Consider the following 24,863-nt stretch of genomic DNA (forward strand, 5'->3'; position numbering starts at 1 on the left):
CGGGTTTAAAAAACACGCCCTTCCAGCGATGGCGGATAGACTTAGGCGGGGGCCGCCGCGGAAGCGGTCAGGCCGACAGCTTCGGCGTATTTCAGGTAGGTCTCGACCGAGGCCACCACAACGCGCGCTTCGATAGTGATCAGCTCGATGCCGACGAGCGAGACCTTGACCCAGGCGTCGATCACGATGCCCTTGTCGAGGATGCGGTCGACAACTTCGCCGAGGCTTGACGAGTCCACAGATTTTTGAACGCGTGCCATGAAGCTTCTCCATTCTTAAAAGCGCTTTGAGCACTTTGCGAACACACCGAAGAGAACTCATCATTCCCCCGGCCGAATTGAATAGAGCAACCGCGGCGCCAGAGGGGCCGGTAAGCTGACAAATCGATTTCAGGCTTATATTTCATTGCTTTTCAATTTTGCGCGTTGGCATGGTTTCAAGTATCGCGTTGGCAGGTCGGGCGTCGGCGCCCGGGTCCAGGGGCGGCGTTACCCTTTGGCGCCCTTGCTCACAGCCGCCGCGATTGCGTCGATTTGAAAAGGTTTCGCAAGGAAACCGTCGATCGTCGACGCCCGCATCGCATCGAGGATGCCGGCGTCGTCCGCGAGGAAATATCCCGAGATCAGGATGACGCTCATGGCGGGGCGTATGATGCGGAAGCGCGCGCTCAGACGGAACCCGTCCATATCGGGCAAACGCGCGTCCACGAAAGCGATCGGGAAGGTTTGCTGACTGATCAAGCCGAGCGCTTCCTGCGCGCTATTGGCGGTAACCGCCATCCAATCGATCCGGCTCAAAGCGGCTTCGAGCACCCAGCACATGTCTTGATCGTCGTCCACGACGAGCGCTGTTTTCGGCGCGAGGCAAGCGGGAAAAGGAGTCAATGCGTCGAACCCTCCAGAGAGCCATTCCGCTCAAGACGCCTCGCGCGCTGCAGGGATGCGAACGGCGAATGTCGTCCCCATGCCCAAGGCCGTCCGCACGCTCACATCGCCGCCATGCTGGCGAACGATGGAATGCGACACCGACAGACCGAGGCCTGAACGTCTGCTATCCGAGCGAGTCGTAAAAAACGGATCAAAAATCTTCCTCAAATGCGCCTCGGGAATACCGGGGCCGCTATCGCCGATCTCGACGATCACTTCTTTGCCGTCGCGGCGCACGTCGATTGTCAACACGCCGCCATTCGGCATCGCCTGGAATGCGTTGAGCATAAGATTGATGAAAACGAGCTCCAAAAGGTTTTGCACGCCTTCGGCGCAAATATCAGCGGTCTCCGCTGGCGGGTTCCACTCATATCGCGTGCCGACCGCCGCTTCGCCGGCAGCGAACATCAGGGCGTTCTTCAGCATATTCACGACGTTGACCTGCGTCGTTTCGGTGATCGGCTGCGGCCGGGCGAATCGAAGCAGACTTTCGACCACGAGCGATGCGCGATCTATGCCGCCGATCACCTTATCGATACATTCGCCGAGCAGAATGGGCGAGCCCATTCTATTTCTCATGAGCTGCGCCGCGGCGGAGCTGACCCCGAGGGGATTGCGAATCTCATGCGCGATTCCGCCGATGACAATGCCCAACGCCGCAAGCTTCTCGCCCTGATGGATTTGAGCTTCCATCGCCCGCTGCTCCACGAGGCTGCGGCCAACCACGACGACGCCCGTCACGTCGCCGGTATGGCTGGTCATCCGCGATAAGCGCCAGGAGACTGGTATCGTCTCGCCGCTCTTGCAGCGCATCGGCCATTCGATCGAGTGGCAGTCGTCGATTTCGCTGATGCCCCGGAAGCTGGATTCGACTTCCTGTTTGTGCGGTTCCTCGAAATGACCGGACAATTCGGAGCCGCGAACTTCGCCCTCCGCATAGCCCGTCGATTTTTCCGCGGCTGTATTCCAGGTCATGATGGCGCCGTGCGAGTCCGTCGAGATGATCAGATCGCCGGCGCTCTCGACGACGCTCGCAAGATGCAACTGCATACGCCGCACCTCCTCCCCGAGCTGCAAGAGATCCGTCACATCGTCCATGACGAGGATGACGCCGCGCGAGCCGCCCTGGAGCTGCAAGGGACAAATGCTGTAGGAATAAGTTCTCAGAGCGACGCCCGGCGCACGATAGGTCATCCGGCGGCGTCGAAGCGTTTTTCCCGACCCGATGACTTCGCGTATCTGCTGATCCAGGGGCGTATCCTGGAACGCCGCCGGGAAAATTTCCTGCAGGCGTTTTCCAAGTGTCGTATGCAAGCTTCCATGCGACTTTTCGAGAAAGTTGCTGTTCACCGTTCTGACGATGAGGCTTTCGTCGAGAATGAGAATCGAGGAAGGGATCGTATCCATCACTGCATGGAAGAAGCTTTCGTGATCGAGCGTGTCTAGAAACATCGGCTTCTCGAAAGGTTTGTGGCCGAAGATCTGCAAGAAGAGATTGTTTCTTTGCGCCAGCGACGTTTTTGCGCGTCCCCGAACGCCCGCGATCTCAATTCGCGGAATGAAGCGGCGGACGGTCCAGCGGCGGTCGAAAACTGAAGGGCGGCCAAGGCCCCGACAGAGTCAGTTCGACGGTCTCGGCCCCAAGCCGGTTGTTGAGTTCCGCAACGCGCCGGCTCAAAGCGGCGGCGTTTTCCTTGGGGACGAGAAACGCATGGCGCGCGACCAGATCGGTCCCTTCGAGATTGCGGTTGCGTCGCCCCGCCGTCAGTGGCTCGAGCTCCTGCACCAGCCGATCGGCGACGGCCGCCGCTTCCGCGCGGCCGAAGTCGCGCAGCGATTCTTTGTCTCGGCACAGGCGCATGTAGCGGATGCCGCTCGTCAGCGACGCCCACTCCGGCCACGCCTTGCGCGCGAGTTGATCCAGAATTGCCGGATCATCGAGACGCGCCGCCGCGCGAAGCTCCCACTCCTCTTTATCGGACGCATTGAGAAGGAAACGCGCGATCGTCGCCTCATGCGCGGCCATGAAGGCGCCCAGACTCTCGATGCTCGTGTAAAGCGTTCCAAAAGGGACGGGAAATACTGGCGAGAATTGCATCGCCCACGCCAGAATTTCCGCATGGCGGCGAACGCGCGGCGCCAGCCATGAGACGTCGGTCAAATGACGCTCCGCATCGACGCCGCAGAAGTCCGCGATCGGGACAAGGTCGACGATCGCAGCGACGGCGCCGGCGCGATGCAGCCGCAAGGCGCGCCCCTCCGGCGCAGGCAATCGCTCGGCAGAGATGCGATCGGGGTCGACGAAGGCAATGAGAGAGATCGCCTGCTCGATCGACCCTGAAATGGCGCCGTCCGTTTCGGGTTGATCCGGCGTCCTCATTGCCGGATGTCTCCGCCCTCACCTTCCAGTCTTTTCAGCTTCAAGCGGTATGTCTTGTAATCGACGCCGAGCAGCCGTGCGGCTTCCGCCTTGTTGCCCTTTGCGCGATTGAGCGCGTCGAGCACGGCGTCGCGTTCGACCGCCCGCACCTGGTAGCGCATCTGATCGCGCAAAGGCGCGGCGGCGGCCATTTGCGTTTGCGAAGGGGGCAGCGGCGCGCGATTGAGACGATCGGCGATATGCGCGGCGGAGACGGCGTCCGCCGACGTCAGCGCCGCGCGCCGCATCACATTGCGCAATTCTCTCACATTGCCGGGCCAATGATGCGCCTGCAACAGCTCGAGCGCTTTCGCGTCGATGTCGATCGGCGCCTGTCCCAGACAGTCACGCGCCTGCACCAGAAAGCGCTCCGCGAGAAAAGGCACGTCCTCCGGGCGCGCGCGCAAGGGCGGCACCGAGATCACATATTCGGCGAGACGATAGTAGAGGTCTTCGCGAAAGTCCCCCGCCTCGGCGCGCTCTTTGAGAGCGTCATTCGTGGCGGCAATAACACGGACGTCGAGGCTGATTTGTTCGCTGCCGCCCACGCGATGGATCGTGCGCGCTTCGAGCGCGCGCAGAAGCGCCTTTTGTCCGGCGATCGAGAGATTGCCGATCTCGTCGAGGAAGATCGTCCCCCCCTTGGCCGCGGCCTCGAAGCACCCACAATGGCGTGCGGCTGCGCCCGTGAACGCCCCCTTCTCATGACCGAAAAATTCGCTGTTGATGAGGGATTCGGCGATCGCGCCGCAGTCGACGACAATGAACGGCTTGGCGACGCGGCCGCTGTGCCGATGCAGGCTTTGCGCGACGATCTCCTTGCCGCTTCCGGTCTCGCCCTGAACGACGACCGAGTAGTCGGAGCGGGCGACCGCTTCAATCTCATCGGCGAGCTTTTGGATGGCGGCGCTTTTCCCCATGAGGCCGAATATGTCGGCGCGCACATTTTCGGCGCTCTGCTTGTGCAGCGCCGCTCGCCGGGCGACAGCCCGCTTCACGACATCGACGAACTGATCGTTGCGAAACGGCTTGGTGAGATATTCGAACGCGCCTTCTTTGATGGCGTTGATCGCGCCGGTGATCGTGCCGTAAGCCGTGGCGATGACAATGGGGAGACGCCGGTCGCGTTGCAATAATCGGCGCAAAACCTCCTCGCCGCCGATTCCGGACATGCGCATATCGAGAACAACCGCGTCTGGCGGATGGCGCGACGCCAATTCGAGACCTGGCTCGCCGGCTTGCGCTTCCATCACGTCAAATCCGGCGTCCACCAATATGCTGCGCATTGCCCAGCGCATATCGTGATCGTCGTCGATCAGCAGGACCGAGCTTCGATTGCGCGTCAACATGATAGAGCCAATCATTTTTGAGGCTGGGGGGCCAAAGCGCCCGCCAGCACGTGCAATCTCAGAGCTGAAGCGAGCTTAGTCTACCAACGCGTCCAACTTCATTGATTACTGTCAAGTTCGCTACTTATTCCTCCTGGAGCCCCAATAAAAGTAAATACGGCGTTAGCATTTCGAGCAAATTGTAGCGATTACGCTTGATGTTTACATTCACACATATCTTTCTTTGCTGAAATGACAGTCGCCCGCGCGAGAATATGACTGTTCAATGACGCTGTGCGCGGCGCCGCGAGCCCTTGAAGGCGAACATCAATTTGCTGGCAAGATTGTTGCGTGCGCGCGATTGCGCACCCGCGTCGCGCGCAACTTGTTACAAAAACGCCAAATGCAAGGGGAGGATACATGGCGGACGAGAAGGTCACAGTCGAACAACTGCCAAATGGCAAATGGGCCTGTTTTCTCCATCTGGCGGGCCATGACGAGCCCATCAATCTGGGCCGGGAATTCAAGAACGACGAACAGGCCGAAAACTGGCTGAATGTTTCGGAGTCCGTCACCGCCATCGAGATGATGGTGCGGAAATACAAGAAATAGCCACTCGAGCGCCCCGTGCTTGCATTCGGCCCGGGGCGTCTCTCACTCGTGTTGCGCTCACGGGGCTCCCTGCCCGCCGATAATATTTGCGCGGATCGCCGGCCGTAAGCTCGTCCCGGCGTCGTTCAGTCCTCGGCGGAGCCGGCCTTTGATGCTTATGGAAGAACAGGCGCGGCCGCCCCATCTTCCTCGGCAGAAGCCGGGAGGCGCCCCCATGCATTTCAGCGATGCGCAATATCTGCCTATAGCGGCGCCGGCCTTCGCCCTGCTGGCGGGCGTCGTCGTCGTGCTCGTCATTCTCGTCGAGCTGCGCATTCTCAAATACGCCTATATGCAATTGGGCGTCAGCTCCGGAACGGCTGTCTTCCTGCTCCTGGCCTCGCTGCTCGGCAGCTATATCAATATTCCGGTGGCGACGCTCGGGAGCGAACCGATCATAGATGCGCGCGAGGTCGTCTATTACGGCGTTCCCTATGTCGTGCCGAGATTTGTCGAGGAGCCTCAAGTCATTCTTGCCGTCAATGTCGGCGGCACCGTCATCCCGACCGTGCTGTCGATCTTCCTGCTGTCGCGAAACGCCATCTGGATCAGGGGCGCCATTGCGGTCGCCTGCGTCGCTGCGATCAGCTATGCTTTAGCAGAGCCGGTACGCGGCGTCGGCATCGCGCTGCCAATCTTCGTCGCCCCGCTGGCGGCGACGACCATTGCGGCGATCATCTCCTGGCGCCATCTTGCGCCGCTCGCCTATGCAAGCGGGAGCCTCGGCGTTCTGGTCGGCGCGGATCTGTTGAATTTTGACAAGCTCGCAGGCCTCGGCACGCCCGTGCTGTCGATCGGCGGGGCCGGCACATTCGATGGAATTTTCCTGACCGGCGTGCTCTCGGTTCTGCTCGCGAGCCTGATCGGGGGCCGCACGCAAAGCGCCGTACAGGCTTCCTGAAGGCGAAAGTGAAAGCGACGACATCTTGAGACTGCCGACTTATTTCGTCTCCCATGGCGGCGGCCCCTGGCCGTGGGTTCCCGAATGGCGCCGCCGCTTCGTCAATCTCGAAGCCGCTTTCGCCCGCATGCCCTCCGAAATCGGCGAGCGCCCGAAGGCGATCATCGTCGTCTCGGGCCATTGGGAAAGCCCGGAATTCGCAGTGATGTCGGCGCGCCAGCCGCCGATGGTCTATGATTATTCCGGCTTTCCTCCAGAGACTTATGACATCGTCTATCCCGCGCCCGGCGCGCCGGCGTTGGCCGCGCGCGCCGCAAACCTCATCCGCGCCGCAGGCCTACCCGCGCGGCTCGATGAGACGCGCGGCTTCGATCACGGCGCCTTCGTGCCGCTCTATGCGATGTATCCGGCGGCGGACGTCCCGGCGATCCAGGTGTCGCTCAAGACGGGCTACGATCCCGCCGAGCATCTTGCGCTCGGCCGCGCTTTAGCGCCGCTGCGCGAGGAAGGCGTCCTCATCATCGGCTCGGGCCTCAGCTACCACAATCTGCGCCTCTTTGGCCCGCAGGCGCGGGAGCCGTCAGAGGCTTTCGATCAATGGCTCGCCGCGGCGCTCGCGGCGGCGCCCGATGTGCGCAGACAAGCCATCATAGACTGGGCCAAGGCCCCTTACGCCCGCATCTGCCATCCCCGCGAGGACCATCTCGCGCCGCTTTTCGTCGCGCTCGGCGCAGCCGAGGCCGAGACGGCTGTCCGCGTCTATCATGACGTGGGGCTGTTCGGCGGCGTGACGGCGTCGAGCTACCGCTTGGGTTGAGCGCTCAGCTTGCGCCATCCCGCCTTTGATGGCAGGAAGCCGCCATGACGCGCTTTTTCGCGATCCTCCTGAGCGCAGGCATAGCGGCCGCCGCCCCTGCCCTCGCCACGGACGCCCTCGGACGGGCTCCCGCCATGCGCGGCCCCAAGGCCGAGCGCGGACGGGAGGCGGATATTCCGCTCCACGGCCGGCCGATCGAACCCATGACAAAGAAAGAGGAAAAGCCCCACGCAGGCTGGAGCGGCTTCTACGGCGGCCTGAACGCCGGCGCCGCGAGAGATCCTTGATCGAGCGCGCGAGGGCTGCAGCGTGAAAATCCTCCTGCTCGGCGGCTCCAATGCGGGCATCAAGGACGGCTGGGCCGTCCAATTCGCCGAGCGCGCCCAAGATCACGAGGTCGAGAACCGCTTTCTCGGCGCGGTCGGCTCGCTCTATGGCTTGATGGCGTTGCTCAAGCGCGCGCGCGACGGCGCCGAACCGCCCGACCTCATCGTCTTCGAATATTGCCTCAACGATATTCTTCTTCTCGACGCCGACGTCCTCGATCCCGCGCTGATCGAGGACGCGCTCGAGGCCGTCATGGACTTCTGCGCCGACGCGGGGATCGGCTTGTTCCTTTTATGCTTGGAGCCGCGCCCTGCCGACCGCCAGCGTCGCGCGAAGACGTGCGTGCAAAAGATTTATCGCAAGGCGGCGCAGCGAAGGTCCGTCGCCGCGCTATGGCTGTCCGAGGTCTTCGAGCGGCGCTTGGGGCCGGCGCAATTCCAGGACGAAAACCATCTGACGACTGGCGCCGCAAAACGCATCGCGGATGCGTTGCTCGCTGCGCTACGCTTAGGCGTCCCGGCGCCAGCTCACCGACATTCCGCGCCGGCGCGCTTCTCCTATGTCGATGCGGCTGAGGCGCGTTTCCAAGGGCCCTGCGCCCTGCGGGCGCTGTCGTCGCGCGTTTTCGACGGCGATTTCCTGGAAATTTCGCGCGGCGGCGCCAGCGTCTGGCCTGGCGAGGGACGCCTTGCGGGGCTGATGCTGCGCTCGAGCGACGACAGCGGCGTTTTCAAAATCCAAGGAACAAACGCCGCCTTCCGCAAAAGCCCGCGCTCGCAGATGCAGGAACTCGTGCGCCATCTGATGCTGCTCCACTATCCAACCCGGCGCATCCTCTCGCGCGGCGAAATCGAGATCGCCATGCCGGAAAACGAGCGCGATCTCATGCGCCTGCCCGAAGACCGCGGGCTCCTCATCGCGCCATCCATCGCGCCTTTTGAAAAGCAGACGCTCGATATTCACGGCGTCATCTTCTGGCGAAAGCGGACGTTCGTCGAACGCCTGCAGGATTTCTTTCGCAGCGTCGGGTAACCAGACAACACGCGAGGCCGAGCCTGTCATTCCCGACGGGCCGAAGGCCCGATCGGGAATCCAGAGCAACCATAGCGCACGTTTGCTCTGGATTCCCTCGCTCATACGAGAGCGTCGTGAATGACCCTATTTCTGCTTGAACGGCTCGCATGGGGGAGCCGTCATTGCGAGCGAAGCGAAGCAATCCAGGGCCATCGCGTGGCTCTGGATTGCTTCGTCGCTTTGCTCCTCGCAATGACGGCGAGGCGGCCCCGACGCCATCTGTTCAAACGGAAATGGCGTTACTTCTTGCAGACGGCCGTCGGCTGGAGAGTCAATTCCGTCATCTCTCCCTTGAGAACGAAATCGCCGTAATCGAGCGTCAGCGCGCGCGAGACGCCATTCTCGTAGAGATCGAAAGACAGAACATAGATCGGCTGGCCGTCGCGCTTGCCCGGCTCGAAATAAGAAACCGAAACGCGCCAGCGCGGCATACCCTTGAGCGCGTTTGCCTGCACGGCCTTCTCGGCCGCCGGCGTCTCCAAGCGCTTGCCGATCACCGTGAGCGTGTCGAACGCCTTGTCGCCTTCGCCTGTCCCATCATAAACGCGCGCTTCGAGGAGCTGCTCTCCTTTGCGTGCGGCGTCGACGATGCGGCGAAGATGTTCGCTCGGGAATAAGGCAGGTCCGGCGATGTCGAGCTGCGCGCGCTTGGGGCGTGCGAGATCGACCGCGACGCGCGGGCCCTTTTCCTTACGCGCCTTGCCGTCGACCTGCTCGGCCGAGGTGCTGTCGACCTTGGTCTCTATCTTGAAGCGATATTCATTCGAATCGAGCGACTCGAACGTCGCCGAGCGCATGTCCGAGAGCTTTGTGGCGCCTTCCTCGGGCACAAGCTCGGTGATCTGGCGAAAATTCTGCACATAGCCGTCGCAGGAGGCGGCAAAGTCGAAAACGATGCGCCCGCGCGCCTGCGACGGCGCCTTAGAGCCTGTCGCCTTTCCCAGGGTCAGCTCATAGACCGCGCGGTGGCTCGCGAGCGGCGGCGCCTCTTCGGCCAGAGCCGCCGGCAGATTTAAGGCAAGTGAGACGACGACGAAGAGCGCGCGCTTGGAAATCATGAGAGGATGTCACCCGGCAAATCATGCGCCGCCGTTGCGTCGCGGGAGGGTTGAAATTAGGGTCAGCCAGACGCCGGAGCAAATGTTTTCTGGACAGAGAAGGAAACCCGACCATGTCGAATTCGGCCAGCGATACGCCCGCCGCGCGCCTTGCCGCGCTCGGGCTCGTTCTGCCCGCCGCGGCCGCGCCCGTGGCGAATTACGTTCCTTTTATGCGAACGGGCAATCTCCTTTTCGTCTCCGGCCAATTGCCCATGGGCGCCGGCGGAGTCGATCCCGCCCATAAGGGCAAGCTCGGCGCTGGCGTGTCGCTCGAAGACGGACAAGCGGCGGCGCGGCAGGCGGCGCTGAATGTTCTGGCGCAGGCCAACGCCGCCGTCGGCGATCTCGCTCGGCTCAAGGCGGTCCGCATCGGCGGCTATGTCAATTGCGCGCCCGATTTCGGGCCGGTGCCGCAAGTCGTCAACGGCGCCTCCGATCTCTTCGCCGCCGTTTTGGGCGAGAATGGCAAGCATGCGCGCTTCGCCGTGGGCGTCGCGCAACTGCCGCTCGACGCCGCCGTCGAGGTCGAGGGCATTTTCGAGATTCTCGGGTGACGGGAAAAGACCTTAGCTGGCTTATCGCCACGCCGATCGCGCATCGCGGCTTGCATGGCGGCGGGCTTGTCGAGAATTCAATCGGCGCGGCGCGCGCGGCGATCGCCGCGGGCTGCGCGATCGAATGCGACGTGCAGGCCACGAAAGACGGTCTCGTCGTCTTTCACGACGAGACGCTGGAGCGTCTCACCGCGCATGCCGGCCGGGTCGCCGACTATACGACGCAAAGCCTCGAAGCGATGGCGCTGCGCGGCGCATCGGAGACCATTCCGTCTTTCGACGCCTTTCTCACAGCGATCGGCGGCCGCACGCCGCTCGTTGTGGAATTGAAGAGTGACTTCGACGGCGATCTGACTGTCGCAAAGCGCGTCGCCGAAAGGCTGGCGCATTACGATGGGCCTGTTGTGGTCGAAAGCTTCGATCCGGAGCTGATCGCATTCTTGCGCGCGCAGGGAGAAGCGCTCGGCGTCGCCCATATCCCGCTCGGCGTCGTCGGCGAAGCCGGCTACGCCGAAGCCGACTGGCCGATGTTGACGCCCCAACGGCGCGCGGAAATGACTCATTTTTTGCACTATCCGCGCACGCGGCCGGATTTTCTTTCCTGGAACGCCGCCGATCTTCCGCACGCCATTCCCTTCCTCGCACGCGAAGCGCTCGGCATTCCCGTAACGGTGTGGACGATCCGTTCGGCCGCGCAAGCCACTGTCGCGCGGCAATGGGCGGACCAAATCGTCTTCGAGAAATTCAGGCCGTAGGGCGTTGCATGGCCAACCGCGCCGCTGTCATTCCCGACGCTCGCAAAGCGAGCGATCGGGAATCCAGAGCAACACGAGCTACTGTGGCTCTGGATTCCCGGTCGGGCTTTCAGCCCGCCGGGAATGACAGGTCCCAGCGCTAGCTATTCAAGCCGAGCAGCGGCGGCAGGCGCCATCACTTGCCGCCGCAGTTTCGTCAGGCCGCCGCCACGAGCCCGTTCACAGGCGCCAGCCCGCGCATATTCTTCAGCTCGACGCGAATATTGTCGTCGCCCGCCGCTTTGAAGAAATCGTCGAGCGTCTCCATAATGTCGTGGTCGATGAAGGTCGCGCGCGTGCCGTCGATCACGACGTAGCTGTCCGGCTCGATGCTGTCGAGAATGTCTCGCAACGGCGCCTTGTTGAGGAAGGACACGTCCTTCTGCAAGCGCAGCAGATAATTGCTTCCGTCGCGAGTGAGCGCGAAGGCGGAATGATAATTGCCCCGCAGCACGAAGAAAATGCCGACCGCCATGCCGATCGCCATGCCTTCCAGCAGATCGGTCAGGAGGATCGCCGCGATCGTGATGGCGAAGGGCGCGAATTGGTCGAATCCCTTCTCATATTGCTCGATCGTCAACTTCGGCTTGGCGAGCTTGTAGCCGGTGAGCAGCAGCACCGCAGCGAGACAAGCGAGCGGGATCATGTTGAGAATCGAGGAAAGAAACATCACGGCCAGCAGCAGCAACAGTCCGTGCACGACGGCCGAGACCTTGGTATGGGCGCCGGCGTTGATATTCGCGGAGCTGCGGACGATCACCGCCGTGATCGGCAGGCCGCCGACCATTCCGGATATGAAATTGCCGAGGCCCTGCGCCTTCAACTCCTGGTCCGGCGGCGCCGTACGCTTCAAAGGATCGAGCTTATCGGCCGCCTCCAGGCTCAGCAACGTCTCCAGGCTGCCGACGAGCGCGATCGTCGCGGCCGTGACATAGACTTGTGCGTTGGCGAGCAGATGGAGATCGGGGAAGTGAAACTCGCGAAAGAACTCCAACGGACCGGAGATCACGGGCAGCCCGACCAGATGTTGCGGCGCAATCGCCAACGAAGGAAGCGCCGACCGCGCAATAAGGTTGAAGAACACGCCGAAAATGACGGCGACCAGCGGGCCGGGCACAAGCGAGAGGATTTTGCGCTCCTTGATCGTCGGCGTCTCCCATAGGATGAGAATGCCAAGCGAAACGCAGGCGACGAGGGTCGCGCCCGGCGAGATCGACTGCAAGGCCGACGTCAGGAACGAGAAGCTTGTATGGCTGTCCCCCTCGAGGAAGGACAGATCGCTCTCGGCGTCCGCATCGTACCCGACGGCATGCGGCAATTGCTTCATAATCAGAATGACGCCGATTGCGGCGAGCATGCCCTTGATCACCGACGACGGGAAATAGGCGCCGATCACGCCGGCGCGCACATAGCCCATGGCGACCTGGATGAGGCCAGAAAGCGCGACAGCGAGCAGCATGCCGTCGAAACCGAGCTTCTCGACCGCGGCCGCGACGATGACCGCAAGGCCGGCCGCCGGCCCCGAGACGCTGAGCTGCGATCCGCTGGCGATCGAGACGACGAGCCCGCCGACGATGCCGGCGATGACCCCCGAAAACGGCGGCGCCCCGGAAGCGACGGCAATGCCGAGACAAAGCGGCAACGCCACGAGAAAGACGACAAGCCCCGCCGGAATGTCGTGGTCGAGATAACGTAGGTAGTAGTCCAGATGTTTGCGAAGCACGGCTGAAGTCTCCTGTTCAGTCGCTTGGGTTCAATAGCAGGGCGAATCGCGCAAGAAACTCCCTCATTTTGAAGAGCCGTCACAGACGACGTCTTCATGACGAGAAAGCCGATCGCGCTATTTTCCCCTTCCCTCGTCCTCGAGGGCCCCTTCGAAGCCGCCTCGGGAGGAAGGAGAGGAAACGCCAAATCGCTGGAAAAACTAGGAATTAGTGCGGTGCGTCCTCCCATCTGTAGAGTGGGTCGATCTCGCTCTCCGGCCCCAAGGTAATGAGCTGATTCAACAGCCCGTCCTCGACGCCGAAGACCCAGCCATGCACCATCGGGCGCCGCTCCGCCTTCCAGGCTTTCTGCAAAATCGACGTATGGGAGAGATTATTGACCTGCTCGATCACATTGAGCTCGACGAGGCGGTCCGCCTTATCGTCCAAAGAGCCGAGAGCGTCGAGCTCTTCTCTGTGAAGGCGATAGACGTCCCTGATGTGCAGCAGCCATTTGTGCACGAGCATCAACTCGGGCGTCTGATGTGAAAGCGCCGCTTTCACGCCGCCGCAGTTATAATGCCCGCAGACGATGATATGCTTGACCTTCAAAACCTCGACCGCATATTGCACAACGCCGAGGCAGTTGAAGTCGGTCACGATCACCTGATTGGCGATATTGCGATGCGCGAAGATGCGCCCCGGCTCGGCGTTGACGATGATATCGGCGGGCACACGGCTGTCGGCGCAGCCGATCCAAAGGAATTCGGGGTCTTGGCCACGCGCGAGGCGCTCGAAATAGTCGGGCTCCCGACGACGAACTTCCTGCGCCCAAGCCTTGTTTTCCAGAAGGAGCTTATCGTGTGCTTTCATCATCCGCCCGTCGTTGATTATTGTGACTCTTATAGACCGCAGCGCACGCAGTTGGACGCAACCTAGCCCTAGAAGAGACACGCGCAAGCGCCAGGGGGCGAAAGGTCATGGTTCCACTACTCTTCTTTTACAGCGCCAGACTTATTTTATCAGATTAAAACTTATTCATTTGACGGGGCCATAAAGCTCCCGCCAAACCTGCGGCAGCGACGAGATTATGTCGTCCGCGATTAGCCCCGGCCCGAAGATCTCGGCGGCGCGCGCATGCATCCAGGCGGCGGCGGAGGCGGCGAAAAACCCGTCCATCCGCTGGGCGAGGAGGCCGGCGACGATTCCCGTCAGCACATCGCCCGAGCCGGCGGTGGCGAGCCAGGGGCTCGCATAGGGCAGAATGGAAACGCGGCCGTCTGGCGCGGCGACCACAGTGTCCGGTCCCTTGAACAGCACGACCGCCCCGCTCACCCGCGCGGCGTCGCGCGCCCTGTCGAGCTTCGAGCGCAGCGCGCAATCGGCGTTACATTCCGCGAAAAGCCGCGCAAATTCGCCCGCGTGCGGCGTCATCACCACGGGGCCCGGCGCCGCGCGGGTCGCGCGCCACAGGCGGAAAGGGTCGCTCTCGAAGCTCGTCAGCGCATCGGCGTCCAGCACGGCGGCGCGGCGATAGGCCTGCGGCGTCAGCGCGACCTCCACCTGCCGGCAACTTTCTTCGCTGACGCCGAGGCCTGGGCCGATGGCGACGGCGTTCTTGCGCTCGTCGGCCAGCACCGCGGCGAGGCCAGCGGCGCCGTCGGCCGGCCGCACCATGACGGAGGTGAGCGCGCTGGCGTTGACCGGCAAAGCGTCGCTCGGACTCGCCAGCGTGACCAGCCCCGCCCCCGCGCGCAAAGCGGCCGCAGCGGAAAGCCGCGCGGCGCCGGTGAAGGAGGCGCCGCCCGATACGACCAGCGCATGGCCGCGCGTATATTTATGTCCGTCCACCTTCGGCCGCGGCAGCGCCGACAGCCACAGATCCGGGGCGTTGACGAAGGTCCGCACCGCCATTGATTCGAGGGTCGAGGCGCGGATGCCGATATGGGCGCAGGTGAGCTTGCCGCAACGCAGCCGGCCCGGCAGCAGCAGATGCCCGGTCTTCACGCGAAAGAAAGTGATGGTCTCGTCCGCTTCGACCGCCGCGCCGCGGATCGCTCCTGTCGTGCCGTCGACGCCGCTCGGAATATCGACGGCCACGACATTCTGCTTGGTTTCGCGGCGCCATTGGTTGAGGCGGTTCACCAGCGCCTGGGCGTCGGGATCGAGATCGCGCGCGAGGCCCGTGCCGAAGAGCGCGTCGATAACGAGATCGACCCCGTGGAAGTCGCATTCTTCCGCCGGCAAAAGCGTGCCGGTCCAGCCGGCCGCCGCACGCGCCGCGTCGCCGCGCAACTGGTCGGGCGGCACGAGCGAAGCGACGCGCACCTTGTAGCGCTGCGCCTTCAGGAGCCGCGCCGCCACATAGCCGTCGCCGCCATTATTGCCCGGACCGCAGAGCACGAGCACCCGGCGCCCGCTGGTGCGCTGGAGAATGCGGCTCGTGACCCGCGCGATCGCCACTGCGGCGCTCTCCATAAGCTCCATGCTCGGCACGCCGCTCTCGATCGTCATCCGATCGGCGCGGGCCATTTGTTCGGTCGTGAGGAGCTCGAGCGGAAAGGGACTCGTCGGCATGGGCGGGATGGTGGCCGATGGCGGCGGCGGGCGCAATGGCCGGCGCCAGGCAAATGAGGCGAAAGCCTCTTTATTTGGCGCCACATTCCGTCGCGCAGCGGTTTAGGCTATGCATTGTCGCGATGTTGACAGCCATTCTCCTCGCCTATGACGCACACGCCCAACCGCTGCGCCGGGACGCCGTCACGCGCAGCCTCGCCTCGCTGGTCGAGGCCTGCGTCGAAGGTCTCGTCGCCGACGCGGTTCTCGCCGGCGCGCCCGGCCGCGGGCTCGATAAGGTGGCCGATGAAGCGGGCTGCGAGCTGGTCGAGGCCGAGCAAATGTCGGAAGGGCTCGCGCAGGCGCTCGCCGCCGCGCGCCGGGAAAAAATTTTGCTACTGAATGCGGGCTATGCCGTCGAGCGCGGCTTCGTCGACGAGGTGAACGACGCCTTCGCCTATGGCGGCGGCGATCGCTGCTATGTGCTGCGGGCCGCGCCTGCGTCGCTCGTCACAAGGCTTATCCCGAGGCTGGCCGCGCCGGCCGGAATCATCGCGCGCAAAAGCGCCCTGCGGGCGCAGGCCAGCGCCGATCTTTCGCGCCTCGCCAGGCGGCTGCGCTGCTCGGAGCTCTCAAGCAGCGCGCGCCGCACCTTCTGATCACCGACCGAAGGTGTCGCAGGCGTCGATCCTGCCGCTCTTCAGGCCGCGCATCAGCCACTCGGTGCGCTGGGCCGAGGAGCCATGGGTGAAGCTGTCCGGCACGACATAGCCGCGCGAGGCCTTCTGCAGGCGGTCGTCGCCGATCGCCTGGGCCGAAGCCACCGCTTTCTGGACGTCGCCTTCCTCCAGAAAATGGCTGCGCGCGTCGCCGTTCTTCGCCCAGACCCCCGCGAGGCAATCCGCCATCAGCTCGACGCGGACGGAGAGCGCATTGGCCTCGGCGCGGCTGCCGGCGCGGGCCTGGGCGCGCTGCACCTTGGGCAGAATGCCGAGGAGGTTCTCGATGTGATGCCCCATCTCGTGCGAGATGACATAGGCATAGGCGAAATCCCCGCCGCCGCCGTAGCGCTGCTTCATGTCGCGGAAGAAGGAGGTGTCGAGATAGATGCGCTGATCGAGCGGACAGTAGAACGGCCCCATGGCCGATTGCGCCTGCCCGCAGCGCGAGGTCGTCTCGCCGTCGAAGAGCACGAGGCGCGGCGCCTTGAACGCGATGCCCTTCTGCTCAGGGAGCACCGCCGCCCACACATCCTCGTTCGAGCCGAGTATTTTTGAGACGAAAAGGCCCATCTGATCGGTCGGCTTGGACGTCTGATGCGGGCGCTCCTCCTGCTGCGCGATCTGGCCGCGCTCGCCATGCATCTTGCTGAGCATCTCCGCGCCGCCGATGAGCACCGCCGGATTGATGCCGAGCGCCCAGCCGATGAGGCCGAGAACAACCATCGTGCCGAGGCCAATGCCGCCGCCGCCGACGCTCGGGCCCCCGCCGTAGCCGCCCTCTTCGCCGCGGCGGTCCTCGATGTTCTCAGACGTCTGTAAATCTTCCCACTTCATAGGCTGGCTCCGCTCCCGCCGCAGCTGGCGGTCACGGGCTATTTAATGGACCTTCGCGGCTATGGGTAGACGGCGGGGCGGACAGGCCTCTCCACGAGGCGCTCATCACCGCGCCTTCCCCATCCTCCATCCTCCCCGCGAGGGGCTTGGGAGTGACAAATTTGGGGAACCGTCATGGCCGGGCTTGTCCCGGCCACCCACGCCGAGGGGCACAGCCTTGCAGGACACGTTGTCGCTTCCGATGAAGTTCAGGGCGGGCGGGCTTCACGATGCTTCGAAGCACTGCTCATGCCAAGAGGCGACCTATGCCAAGCGTCTGTATTCGCGCGGCGTGGGTGGCTGGGACAAGCCCGGCCATGACGTGTGCCGCAGCTTGTGTCGATCCACCCCTCAAAACGCCTGTTTCAGCCCGACGAAAAAGCCCCGGCGCGGCCCGTATTGCGGCGCAAAGACGCCGATCCCGGAGCCGTCGCGCAATTGATAGGCGTGGTCGAGAAGATTGACGATGTCGAAGCGCAAGGTCAGGGGCCGGTCGAAAACCGTTCCGATCTCACGCGCAAGACCAAGATTGAGCTGCGTATAGGGCGAGGCGTGCGTGGTGTTGGCGAAGCCGCTGCGCAGGCCGCTGCCGTAAATCATGCTGACGGACCCGCGCGTCCCCCAGAAGACATAGGAAGCGCCCGCGGAGCCGCTCAGCGTCTGCGCATGGTCAGTGTAGATGTAGTGGCCCGAGATGTAGTCGATCTCGTCCGAACCGAAAAGGAACTGGTTCGACGTTACCTGAGTTGCGCGCTGGCGCGCCCAGGCGAGATTGGCGTAGGCGCGAAAATCTCCGTCGCGGAAAAGCGCCTTCAACTCGACGCCCGTATTATAGGCGCGGGCGTAATTGAAAGCGGTCTGGACATAGGCTTGTCCGAATTGGCCGTCGTCCAGGAGGTTTCTCGCCCGCTTGTAATAGAAATCGACGCCCGCTTCGAGCTGCGGCGTCAGCCTTTGCGTCACGCCGACGTCGATATAATGCGCTCGCTCGGGCCGCACGGGACTCGAGAGCGGAATCTCCGCCTGCTGGGTCGTATTGGCGTAGACCGCGAGATTGGTCGGCGCCGCGAGAGCCTGCGCGGGCGGCGTGAAATAGCGCGCATAGCCAACATGGAATTCTGTGCCTTCGACCGGCTTGAAGACGAGCGACGCGCGCGGGCTCAACTGGTTGGCGGTCACGAACTGCCACATCTGGTCGAAACGCAGACCTGCGTTCAGCGTGAGATTATCGGTGAGCTTCCACTCGTCCTGCGCATAGACGCCCGCGAGCCACCCAAGTTTGATGTTAGGGTCATAGGCGCCGATCGGCGTGTTGCCCGGGTTGCCGTCGGCGTCGAGCGGGAAGACGAGCGAAGAGTTGATCACCTTGGTTTGTTCGCCGCTGACGGTGAAGCCGCCGCGCAGCGTATGGTCGCCCAAACGGTAGGCGGCGTCGCCCTGCAGGCCATTGACGAGGCCTGCGCGATAGACGTCGGACGCGACGCCGTTGAAAATGAGATCGCCGATCGCGTCCGGCACGTAATGGACGGCCGAGTAACGCGAGAAATAGGAGATCTGAGCGTCCAGCTCGGCTGTGGATTTCGACAGCGCCAGCACGTTGTAGTATGTGCGTTCGACCTGATTTTCGTTGAGCTTGCCCGAGTCGAACCAGTTGACCCCATAGGGCGCGAACTGCGGCGGTTGGCCGGGATTGTTGGGGATTTGATAGCCGACGACGGAGGTTCCGGTGATGAAGCTCAGCTTGGTCGACTCGTCGATCGCATAGGAGGCGAAGCCGAAAAACCGTCCCTGTCGCGTCCGGTCGTGCAGCGCCTCATGGCCAGGCGTCGTATTTTGGAGGCCGAGATTGTTCATGGTCAGCCGGCCCGAAGCGAAGGCTTCCCAACGGCCCCCCTGGGCGCCGTAATCAAAAGCGCTCTGTCCGGTGGCGTGGCTGCCGCCATAGATGCTGACGTTGCCGCCCGGCGTCGGTGGGGGCGGACGCGACACGATGTCGACGACGCCGGCCGTGCGCAGTCCATATTGCGCGGGAAGCGCCCCGGTGATGAGCGATACGGAGCCGATGAAGCCCGTGTCCATCACCTGCGAAAACCCGCCGGACACGCCGTCGGGCAAGAGAATGCCGTTGACGCGATACTGAACATTCCCGTGCTCGTTACGCACGTGGAAATTGCCGCCCGCCGCCGAATCCTGCGTCACGCCGGGGCTTTGCAGAAGGATTTGATCGAGCGTCGCCTGATTGCCCTGCGGCAGCGACTCGATCGCGCTGCGGTCGAGCCGGTAAACATTGGCGCCGGTTTTCGGCAGCAGCCGGTCGAGCCGCGCCGTTTGTTTGTCAGCGGTTGACTCGGACGGCGCCGGCGCGGCCTGCGGTGAAACCGGCGCCTGGCGCGGCATCGCGGCGACGTCCCGCCTGGGAGCCGTCGTCCGCTGGCGATGCGCCGCGCCCACCTCGATCGTCGGCAGCGCCCGCTGCGCAAAGGCGGGCCCGTTCGGAACCACGACACCGACGATGGCGGCGAGGGCAAGCAAACGCCGAAGGCGAAAAGGCGACATGGGAGGATCGTCCGATAATAAGAGCAGCGCGACTCATGTAACAATATAACATTACGCTTCCGGGGCGCTAGTCGGAAGTAGCGCGCCTAGGCTTTGTCGATGTACACATAATCTATCGGAAGTCTATACTATATCGAGGCGCGGAGCCCGGCAAAGGTGGTCGTATGCGCGCATCTTCATGTCGCTTACCGCTTCATGGCCCCGCTTGTCCGAGGGAAAGCCCGGCATGACGCGTCCCGGAATTGAGGATCTGACTCAAGCGCGCAGCCGGATCGCAATTACCCCATCGCCCGGCCTTGCTCGCCCTCGCCGCCCGCCCTCACGGCGCGCCCCACTCCTGCGGCCATTCGCGCTTCAGCCGGCCGCCGAGCCGCACGGGCGTTATCATCGTCGCGAGACCGTCGGGGCCGATCTCCGCCGCCACGCCGCAGAAGGTCGCCTCACCGCTCGCCGGCTCGTAGCGCGCGCCCGGCGTCTTGCGGATGAAGCGGCGCATCGGCTCTTCCTTGTCCATGCCGATCACCGAGTCGTAGTCGCCGGTCATGCCGGCGTCGGTGAGATAGGCCGTGCCGCCCGGCAGGATTTGCGCGTCGGCGGTCGGCACATGGGTGTGCGTGCCCACCACCAGCGAGGCGCGGCCGTCGACGAAATGGCCGAGCGCCATCTTCTCGCTCGAGGTTTCGGCGTGCATGTCGACGATAATGGCGTCGCAGGCGACGCCCAAGGGGCATGCCCCGAGTTCGCGCTCCATCGCCGCGAAGGGGTCGTCGATCGCGTCCATGAAGACGCGGCCCATGGGATTGATCACCAGCACCTGCTGGCCGCGCGCCGCGGTGAAGAGATTGGAGCCCCGACCCGGCGTGCCCGGCGGATAGTTGATCGGCCGCAGCAGGCGCGGCTGGCGCTCGATGAACACAAGCGTCTCCCGCTGGTCGAAGGCGTGATTGCCGAGCGTCACGCAATCGACGCCCGCCATCAGCATCTCCTCGCAGATCGACTCGGTGATGCCGAAGCCCCCGGCGGCGTTCTCGCCGTTGCAGACCACGAAATCGAGCGCCCATTTTTCGCGCAACCGCGGGACATAGCGGACCACCGCGGCGCGGCCGGCGCGGCCGAGCACGTCGCCGACGAAGAGGATGCGCATGGGTTGCGCGTTTTTGGGGCCAGTGGACATGATCCTCAATAGCCCGCAAAGGGCCACAGAGCAAAACTTGTTCTAAGCCGCTGGGAAGATTTCCCGATTGCGAAAACGTCCGCCCTTTCATAGGTGAGGGCGTCTGATGTGTCGGGGCGATCCAGGCTGTCAGGGAAAACTCAGCGCCGTCATTGCGAGGAGCGTAGCGACGAAGCAATCCAGCGCCCATCTCCCCGCAAAGGGCAGATCGAGGCGCCGAAACTGCAAGATTGCTCTTCGCCCAATCGCCCTGTTGTGTTGTAACATAATCGTGAAACGAGCCCCGCCCAAAATGCCCGACGTCGCCGCCAGCCCAATTTCTCCGACGCTCACCGACGCGCCGGCGCGGCCCTATGTCGTCTTCGAGGACGGGCGCGACGGCCGCACCCTGCTCTTCAGCGAGCCGGAGGAAATCATCGTCGCCCGCGAGCCACGCGAGGCCAAGGACGCTTTCGCCCGCATGGAGGCGGCGACGAAGCGCGGGCTCTATCTCGCCGGCTACGCCAGCTATGAGCTGGGCTATGCGCTGGAGCCCAAATTCTGGACGCAGACGACGCCGCGCTCGCGCACGCCGCTGCTGCTCTTTGGCGCCTTCCGTGCGCCGCAGCCCTGGACCCTGCCGCCGGCCGACGCCCCGGCGCCCTACATCCCGCTGACGCCCGCCTGGTCGCAGGCCGAATATGCCGAGCGTTTCCAGGCCTGTCGCGACTATATTTTCGCGGGCGACGTCTATCAGATCAATCTCACCTTCCCGCTCTACGGCCGCTACGAGGGCGACCCGCTGGCGCTCTATCGCGGTCTGCGCAAGCGCCAGCCGGTCGCCTATGGCGGCGTCGTGGCGCTGGGCGAGGAGACGGTCGTCTCGCTCTCGCCCGAAGTCTTCTTCGAGGCGCAGGGACGGTCCATCCGCGCCCGGCCGATGAAGGGCACGGCGCAGCGCGGCGTGATGCCGACCGAGGACATGGCGCGCGCGCAATATCTCGTCGAGGACGAGAAGTCGCGCGCCGAAAACCTGATGATCGTCGATCTGCTCCGCAATGATCTCTCGCGTCTCGCGGAGGTCGGCTCGGTGAAGGTCACGGACCTCTTCACCGTGCAAACCTACCCGACGCTGCATCAGATGACCTCGGGCATCGAGGCGCGGCTGCGGGACGACGTGACGCTGGCCGATCTCTTCACAGGGCTTTTCCCCTGCGGCTCGGTGACGGGCGCGCCGAAGATACGCGCCATGGAGATCATCCGCGATCTCGAATGCGCGCCGCGCGGGGTCTATTGCGGCTCGCTCGGCCTCATCGCGCCCGATGGCGACATCCGCTTCAATGTCGCGATCCGCACGCTGACGCTCTTTCCCGATCACGAACTGGTCTGCAATGTCGGCTCGGCGGTCGTCGCCGATTCCCGCGCCCGCGAAGAGTATGAGGAATGTCTGATCAAGGCCCGATTCCTGACGGGGACGAGCGAACGCGGGGCGTGAGCCGATCCCTCCCCTTTACGGGGAGGGTGGCCCCGCGAAGCGGGGTCGGGTGGGGCCCAGCCACCCATTGCCGTCGTTGCTGCGAGAACCCCACCCGACGGCCTTCGGCCGCCGACCTCCCCCTAAAGGGGAGGGATCAGGGCTCATGACGCCAGACCGCCATTTGCCCGATTCCGACCAGGGCTCCGACTTCGGCCTGATCGAAACGCTGCTGTGGACGCAGGAAAACGGATTCGCGCTGCTGCCGGAGCATTTGGCGCGGCTTGCGGCGTCGAGCGCGGCGCTGGGGTTTCGGCATGATGAGGAGAAGGTTCTGGCGGCGCTCGCCGAAATCGTTTCCGGTTTGAGCCCGAACGCCGCAACCGCGTCCCCTCTCCCGCAAAGCGGGGGAGAGACAGGGAGGGGGCCTTTCAACCCTGAGCCAGCCGAGGCTGATATTCCCCCTCCCCAACCCTCCCCCGCTTTGCGGGAGAGGGAGCAGATTGCGGCTCCCGCCCTGCGATTGCGGGTGCGTCTCGTTCTATCGCGCGACGGCTCGATCGAGACCTCCGCCACGCCCATCGATCTCATCCCGCCCAAAACCATCTGGCGCGTCGCTCTCGCCGAGCGCCGTTTCTCCTCCGACGATCCCCTGCTGCGCCACAAGACGACGCGACGCGCCCTCTATGAGGAGTCGCTCGCCGAGGCCGTAAAGCGCCACGGCGCGGACGAGGTTCTCTTCCTCAATGAGCGCGACGAGCTATGCGAGAGCGCGCGCTGCAATCTCTTCGTTCCCTCGGGGGACATTCTGCTCACGCCGCCGCTTTCGAGCGGATTGCTGGCGGGGACGCTGCGCGCGAGCCTCATTACTCAGGGCCGCGCCCGCGAAGCGGTCTTGCGGCTCGATGATCTGGGGGATGAGTTCTACCTCGGAAACTCCGTGCGCGGCCTCGTGCGCGCCAGCCGCATCGATTAACTTTCGCTTAACCACGCGCCGACGACGCCTTCGCAAGCGGAGCGTTTCCCTGACCGCATCGCCGAAAAATTAACCGCGACGCGCCGAAGCTCGCGACATTATTTGAGTGTGAGGCTTTCGACATGGACGCTTTGAGACAACTGATCCTCGCGCATCCCTTCGCCTGCGCCAGCGTCGCGTCAGCTTTTGTGATTTGGTTTGCGATCTATGCGCGCACCGGCGGCTTCCGGCGACGCAAAGCCTCTGCCGCTACCATCACGTCTGACCCGGCTTGAGCCGATAGAAGATATGGCGGCCGATCATATCCATCCGAGTCAGCGCGCGCGCCCAGCGCGGCTTGACGTAAGTTGCGTGATAATGCGTCGAGCGGCCGACGTCGGTGATATAGGTGCGCCCGTCCATCACCTCATTGGCGATGCGCACGGCCGTCGCCCATGATTCCGGCTCGGTGATGCGCAGCGACTTGCCTTCGCAGGCGAAGGAGAACTGGCACGCCTTATAGTGGTGCCGGTTCTGATAGACGACGCCGCAGATCGACGCCGGATAGAGCCCGCTCTGCGTGCGGTTGAGCACCACTTGCGCCACTGCCGCCTGACCGGCCTCCGGCTCGCTGCGCGATTCGAAATAAACCGCCTCGGCAAGACAACGCCGCTCGCGATCCATGCTGTCGCGATCGATGAGCGCGGCGTAATCGGGCCGCCCCGCTTTGTCGGGCGCGCCGAGCGCGAGAGTGGCGCGGGGGAAGGACGACACTTCGATCGGCACCGCATCGGGCTGGGCCGGCGTCGAGGAGCTGAGCGCAACCGCGCGCGAAACCGATGGCGTCGCGCCATGCAGCGCGCGATCGGCCAGCGCCTGATTGGCGGTCTCGCGCGGCGGCTCGGCGACGGGCGGCGTAGCTTTCGAAGCGTTTTGCGAGGGCGAGGCCGCCGCCGTGGCTTTCTGGGTCTGCGTCGTGTTCAGCGATTCGGCGCGTTCCGCCTCCGCCTCATAGATCGCGTCGTCGCCCGGAAGCGCGCCGCGCGGGGCGAGCGCGAGGCTTGTGCGCGCCGCATGCTTCCCCTCGATGCGGAACGTCAGCCGCGCCGGCTCGGCAAGGCCGAGCGCGGCCGGGTTGATCACGCGCGTCTCGAAAGTCGGCCGCATGGCGATGACGGGATCGCCCTTATGGGTTCGGTCGACCTCGGGGAAATCCTTGACGTCGGGCTTCAAGTCGACATGCGGCTCGCGCTCGTCGGGGATGGAGCGCATCTCGTCCGGCGCGCCCACCATGAGGCGCGCGCTCTGCGCCAGCGCGCGGCTCTGGCCGGAGAGGCCAAGCTCGCCCGTGGCGATCTCGCCGAAAGACGCGAGCTGCAAAGTCGCCGGGGCGGCGGCGGCGCGGGCGCGGGCGGTGAGCGGCGCCACATTCCAGTCGCCGACGGTGTCCTGCCCGGCGCTCGCGGTGAAGGAGACGAGCGCGCCGACGCCGAGCGCCCAAGGCGCCATCACGCTGACGGCCCAGGGGGCCAGCACGCCAACAAACCGACGCGATTTCGACCGACGACGCATAAGCCTACCCGCATCTGACGCGGCCGCGGGCCGTCGCGGGCCGCGCGTCGCAATGCGAAAATTTTTGTGAGTTTGATTATCGGAGCATTAGGCTTGCGGAAGCGTTTCGGCTTGCGCCGCGCCCGCGTGCCAGAATGAGGCGCCTAACCGCGCATAGCTGATACGCGGCGCCGGAGGGCGGGCGCCGTATGTTCCTCTCCTTCATCCTGAGGAGGCCTCGCAGAGGCCGTCTCGAAGGACGAAGGAGAGGAACATATGGCGTGATCGGACTTCCTCGTCCTTCGAGACGCCGCCTGCGGCGGCTCCTCAGGAAGAGGAAGTCCTTGCCGGATGCCCCGGTCCACCCCCTCGACAAGCCTCGACATGTTTCCGCCGCCGCTGTACGGGTCTCCCCACCGAGATTCAGGA

The 24,863-nt window shown here is 64.0% G+C and carries 23 protein-coding genes; 10 read left to right on the forward strand and 13 right to left on the reverse strand.

What is annotated here, in order from left to right; translation table 11 throughout:
* Nucleotides 1-41 precede the first annotated feature (41 nt).
* The 5 genes from gvpA to QMG84_RS12355 all read right to left on the reverse strand — a co-directional run bounded on the left by gvpA (nt 42) and on the right by QMG84_RS12355 (nt 4,694).
* The gene (gvpA, locus tag QMG84_RS12335; RefSeq protein ID WP_165053833.1) at nt 42-260 is read right to left on the reverse strand and encodes a gas vesicle structural protein GvpA; all 219 of its coding nucleotides are present in this window, start codon (nt 258-260) and stop codon (nt 42-44) included.
* 228 nt (nt 261-488) lie between these two features.
* The gene (locus tag QMG84_RS12340) at nt 489-839 is read right to left on the reverse strand and encodes a response regulator (protein WP_202073476.1); all 351 of its coding nucleotides are present in this window, start codon (nt 837-839) and stop codon (nt 489-491) included.
* Between the two features lie 75 nt (nt 840-914).
* Nucleotides 915-2,378: a PAS domain-containing sensor histidine kinase gene (locus QMG84_RS12345; RefSeq protein ID WP_281928195.1), complete on the reverse strand. Its 1,464-nt coding sequence runs from the start codon at nt 2,376-2,378 to the stop codon at nt 915-917.
* A 94-nt stretch (nt 2,379-2,472) separates the two neighbouring features.
* Nucleotides 2,473-3,306: a GvpL/GvpF family gas vesicle protein gene (locus tag QMG84_RS12350; protein ID WP_281928196.1), complete on the reverse strand. Its 834-nt coding sequence runs from the start codon at nt 3,304-3,306 to the stop codon at nt 2,473-2,475.
* Nucleotides 3,303-4,694, reverse strand: coding sequence for a sigma-54-dependent transcriptional regulator (locus QMG84_RS12355; protein ID WP_281928198.1), 1,392 nt, complete (start codon nt 4,692-4,694; stop codon nt 3,303-3,305). The genes QMG84_RS12350 and QMG84_RS12355 overlap by 4 nt, the downstream gene beginning before the upstream one ends.
* Nucleotides 4,695-5,093: 399 nt before the next feature.
* Here QMG84_RS12355 and QMG84_RS12360 point away from each other — a divergent pair, with 399 nt between their 5' ends.
* The 5 genes from QMG84_RS12360 to QMG84_RS12380 all read left to right on the forward strand — a co-directional run bounded on the left by QMG84_RS12360 (nt 5,094) and on the right by QMG84_RS12380 (nt 8,401).
* Nucleotides 5,094-5,285 (forward strand): hypothetical protein, encoded by a 192-nt coding sequence (locus QMG84_RS12360; RefSeq protein ID WP_281928199.1) that lies wholly within the window; start codon nt 5,094-5,096, stop codon nt 5,283-5,285.
* A 214-nt stretch (nt 5,286-5,499) separates the two neighbouring features.
* Complete coding sequence (locus tag QMG84_RS12365; protein ID WP_281928200.1) at nt 5,500-6,225, forward strand: DUF1614 domain-containing protein; 726 nt, start codon at nt 5,500-5,502, stop codon at nt 6,223-6,225.
* A gap of 22 nt (nt 6,226-6,247) precedes the next feature.
* On the forward strand, nt 6,248-7,042 hold the full coding sequence (locus tag QMG84_RS12370; RefSeq protein WP_281931996.1) for a DODA-type extradiol aromatic ring-opening family dioxygenase: 795 nt from the start codon (nt 6,248-6,250) through the stop codon (nt 7,040-7,042).
* A 44-nt stretch (nt 7,043-7,086) separates the two neighbouring features.
* A complete protein-coding gene (locus QMG84_RS12375; protein ID WP_281928201.1) occupies nt 7,087-7,329 on the forward strand; it encodes a hypothetical protein in 243 nt (80 codons plus the stop codon).
* 22 nt (nt 7,330-7,351) lie between these two features.
* The gene (locus QMG84_RS12380; RefSeq protein WP_281928202.1) at nt 7,352-8,401 is read left to right on the forward strand and encodes an SGNH/GDSL hydrolase family protein; all 1,050 of its coding nucleotides are present in this window, start codon (nt 7,352-7,354) and stop codon (nt 8,399-8,401) included.
* A gap of 281 nt (nt 8,402-8,682) precedes the next feature.
* On the opposite strand, the gene QMG84_RS12385 is transcribed toward QMG84_RS12380, so the two are convergent.
* Nucleotides 8,683-9,501, reverse strand: a complete 819-nt coding sequence (locus QMG84_RS12385) for a cell envelope integrity EipB family protein (RefSeq protein ID WP_281928204.1) — start codon at nt 9,499-9,501, stop codon at nt 8,683-8,685.
* 113 nt (nt 9,502-9,614) lie between these two features.
* Between QMG84_RS12385 and QMG84_RS12390 the strand changes: the two genes are divergently transcribed.
* The gene (locus QMG84_RS12390; protein WP_281928206.1) at nt 9,615-10,097 is read left to right on the forward strand and encodes a RidA family protein; all 483 of its coding nucleotides are present in this window, start codon (nt 9,615-9,617) and stop codon (nt 10,095-10,097) included.
* Nucleotides 10,094-10,852 carry a glycerophosphodiester phosphodiesterase family protein gene (locus QMG84_RS12395; protein WP_281928208.1) on the forward strand — a complete coding sequence of 253 codons (759 nt, stop codon included), beginning with the start codon at nt 10,094-10,096 and terminating at the stop codon, nt 10,850-10,852. Before QMG84_RS12390 ends, QMG84_RS12395 begins: the two co-directional genes overlap by 4 nt.
* Before the next feature lie 196 nt (nt 10,853-11,048).
* Here the strand turns inward: QMG84_RS12395 and QMG84_RS12400 are convergent, their stop codons facing one another.
* The 3 genes from QMG84_RS12400 to QMG84_RS12410 all read right to left on the reverse strand — a co-directional run bounded on the left by QMG84_RS12400 (nt 11,049) and on the right by QMG84_RS12410 (nt 15,171).
* Nucleotides 11,049-12,614 carry a SulP family inorganic anion transporter gene (locus tag QMG84_RS12400; protein WP_281928210.1) on the reverse strand — a complete coding sequence of 522 codons (1,566 nt, stop codon included), beginning with the start codon at nt 12,612-12,614 and terminating at the stop codon, nt 11,049-11,051.
* A 208-nt stretch (nt 12,615-12,822) separates the two neighbouring features.
* Entirely contained in the window at nt 12,823-13,470 is a 648-nt protein-coding gene (gene can / locus QMG84_RS12405) for a carbonate dehydratase (RefSeq protein ID WP_281928212.1), read from the reverse strand.
* Nucleotides 13,471-13,632: 162 nt separating this feature from the next.
* Nucleotides 13,633-15,171 carry an NAD(P)H-hydrate dehydratase gene (locus QMG84_RS12410; protein WP_281931997.1) on the reverse strand — a complete coding sequence of 513 codons (1,539 nt, stop codon included), beginning with the start codon at nt 15,169-15,171 and terminating at the stop codon, nt 13,633-13,635.
* Nucleotides 15,172-15,293: 122 nt separating this feature from the next.
* On the opposite strand from QMG84_RS12410, the gene QMG84_RS12415 reads away from it, so the two are divergent.
* Nucleotides 15,294-15,809, forward strand: coding sequence for a transposase (locus tag QMG84_RS12415; RefSeq protein WP_281928213.1), 516 nt, complete (start codon nt 15,294-15,296; stop codon nt 15,807-15,809).
* Here QMG84_RS12415 and ypfJ read toward each other — a convergent pair whose 3' ends face one another.
* The 3 genes from ypfJ to QMG84_RS12430 all read right to left on the reverse strand — a co-directional run bounded on the left by ypfJ (nt 15,810) and on the right by QMG84_RS12430 (nt 20,445).
* Nucleotides 15,810-16,706: a KPN_02809 family neutral zinc metallopeptidase gene (gene ypfJ, locus QMG84_RS12420; protein ID WP_281928215.1), complete on the reverse strand. Its 897-nt coding sequence runs from the start codon at nt 16,704-16,706 to the stop codon at nt 15,810-15,812.
* A 390-nt stretch (nt 16,707-17,096) separates the two neighbouring features.
* Nucleotides 17,097-19,301, reverse strand: coding sequence for a TonB-dependent receptor (locus QMG84_RS12425; protein ID WP_281928217.1), 2,205 nt, complete (start codon nt 19,299-19,301; stop codon nt 17,097-17,099).
* Nucleotides 19,302-19,620: 319 nt separating this feature from the next.
* Nucleotides 19,621-20,445 (reverse strand): TIGR00282 family metallophosphoesterase, encoded by an 825-nt coding sequence (locus QMG84_RS12430; RefSeq protein WP_202073558.1) that lies wholly within the window; start codon nt 20,443-20,445, stop codon nt 19,621-19,623.
* Between the two features lie 322 nt (nt 20,446-20,767).
* On the opposite strand from QMG84_RS12430, the gene QMG84_RS12435 reads away from it, so the two are divergent.
* Together QMG84_RS12435 and QMG84_RS12440 are read left to right on the forward strand one after the other, a co-directional pair.
* The gene (locus QMG84_RS12435) at nt 20,768-21,949 is read left to right on the forward strand and encodes an aminodeoxychorismate synthase component I (RefSeq protein ID WP_281928219.1); all 1,182 of its coding nucleotides are present in this window, start codon (nt 20,768-20,770) and stop codon (nt 21,947-21,949) included.
* A gap of 145 nt (nt 21,950-22,094) precedes the next feature.
* Nucleotides 22,095-22,904, forward strand: coding sequence for an aminotransferase class IV (locus QMG84_RS12440; protein ID WP_281928220.1), 810 nt, complete (start codon nt 22,095-22,097; stop codon nt 22,902-22,904).
* 255 nt (nt 22,905-23,159) lie between these two features.
* Here the strand turns inward: QMG84_RS12440 and QMG84_RS12445 are convergent, their stop codons facing one another.
* Nucleotides 23,160-24,455: a cell wall hydrolase gene (locus tag QMG84_RS12445; RefSeq protein ID WP_281928222.1), complete on the reverse strand. Its 1,296-nt coding sequence runs from the start codon at nt 24,453-24,455 to the stop codon at nt 23,160-23,162.
* Between the last annotated feature and the right edge of the window lie 408 nt (nt 24,456-24,863).

Source organism: Methylocystis iwaonis, assembly GCF_027925385.1.
Lineage (GTDB): Bacteria > Pseudomonadota > Alphaproteobacteria > Rhizobiales > Beijerinckiaceae > Methylocystis > Methylocystis iwaonis.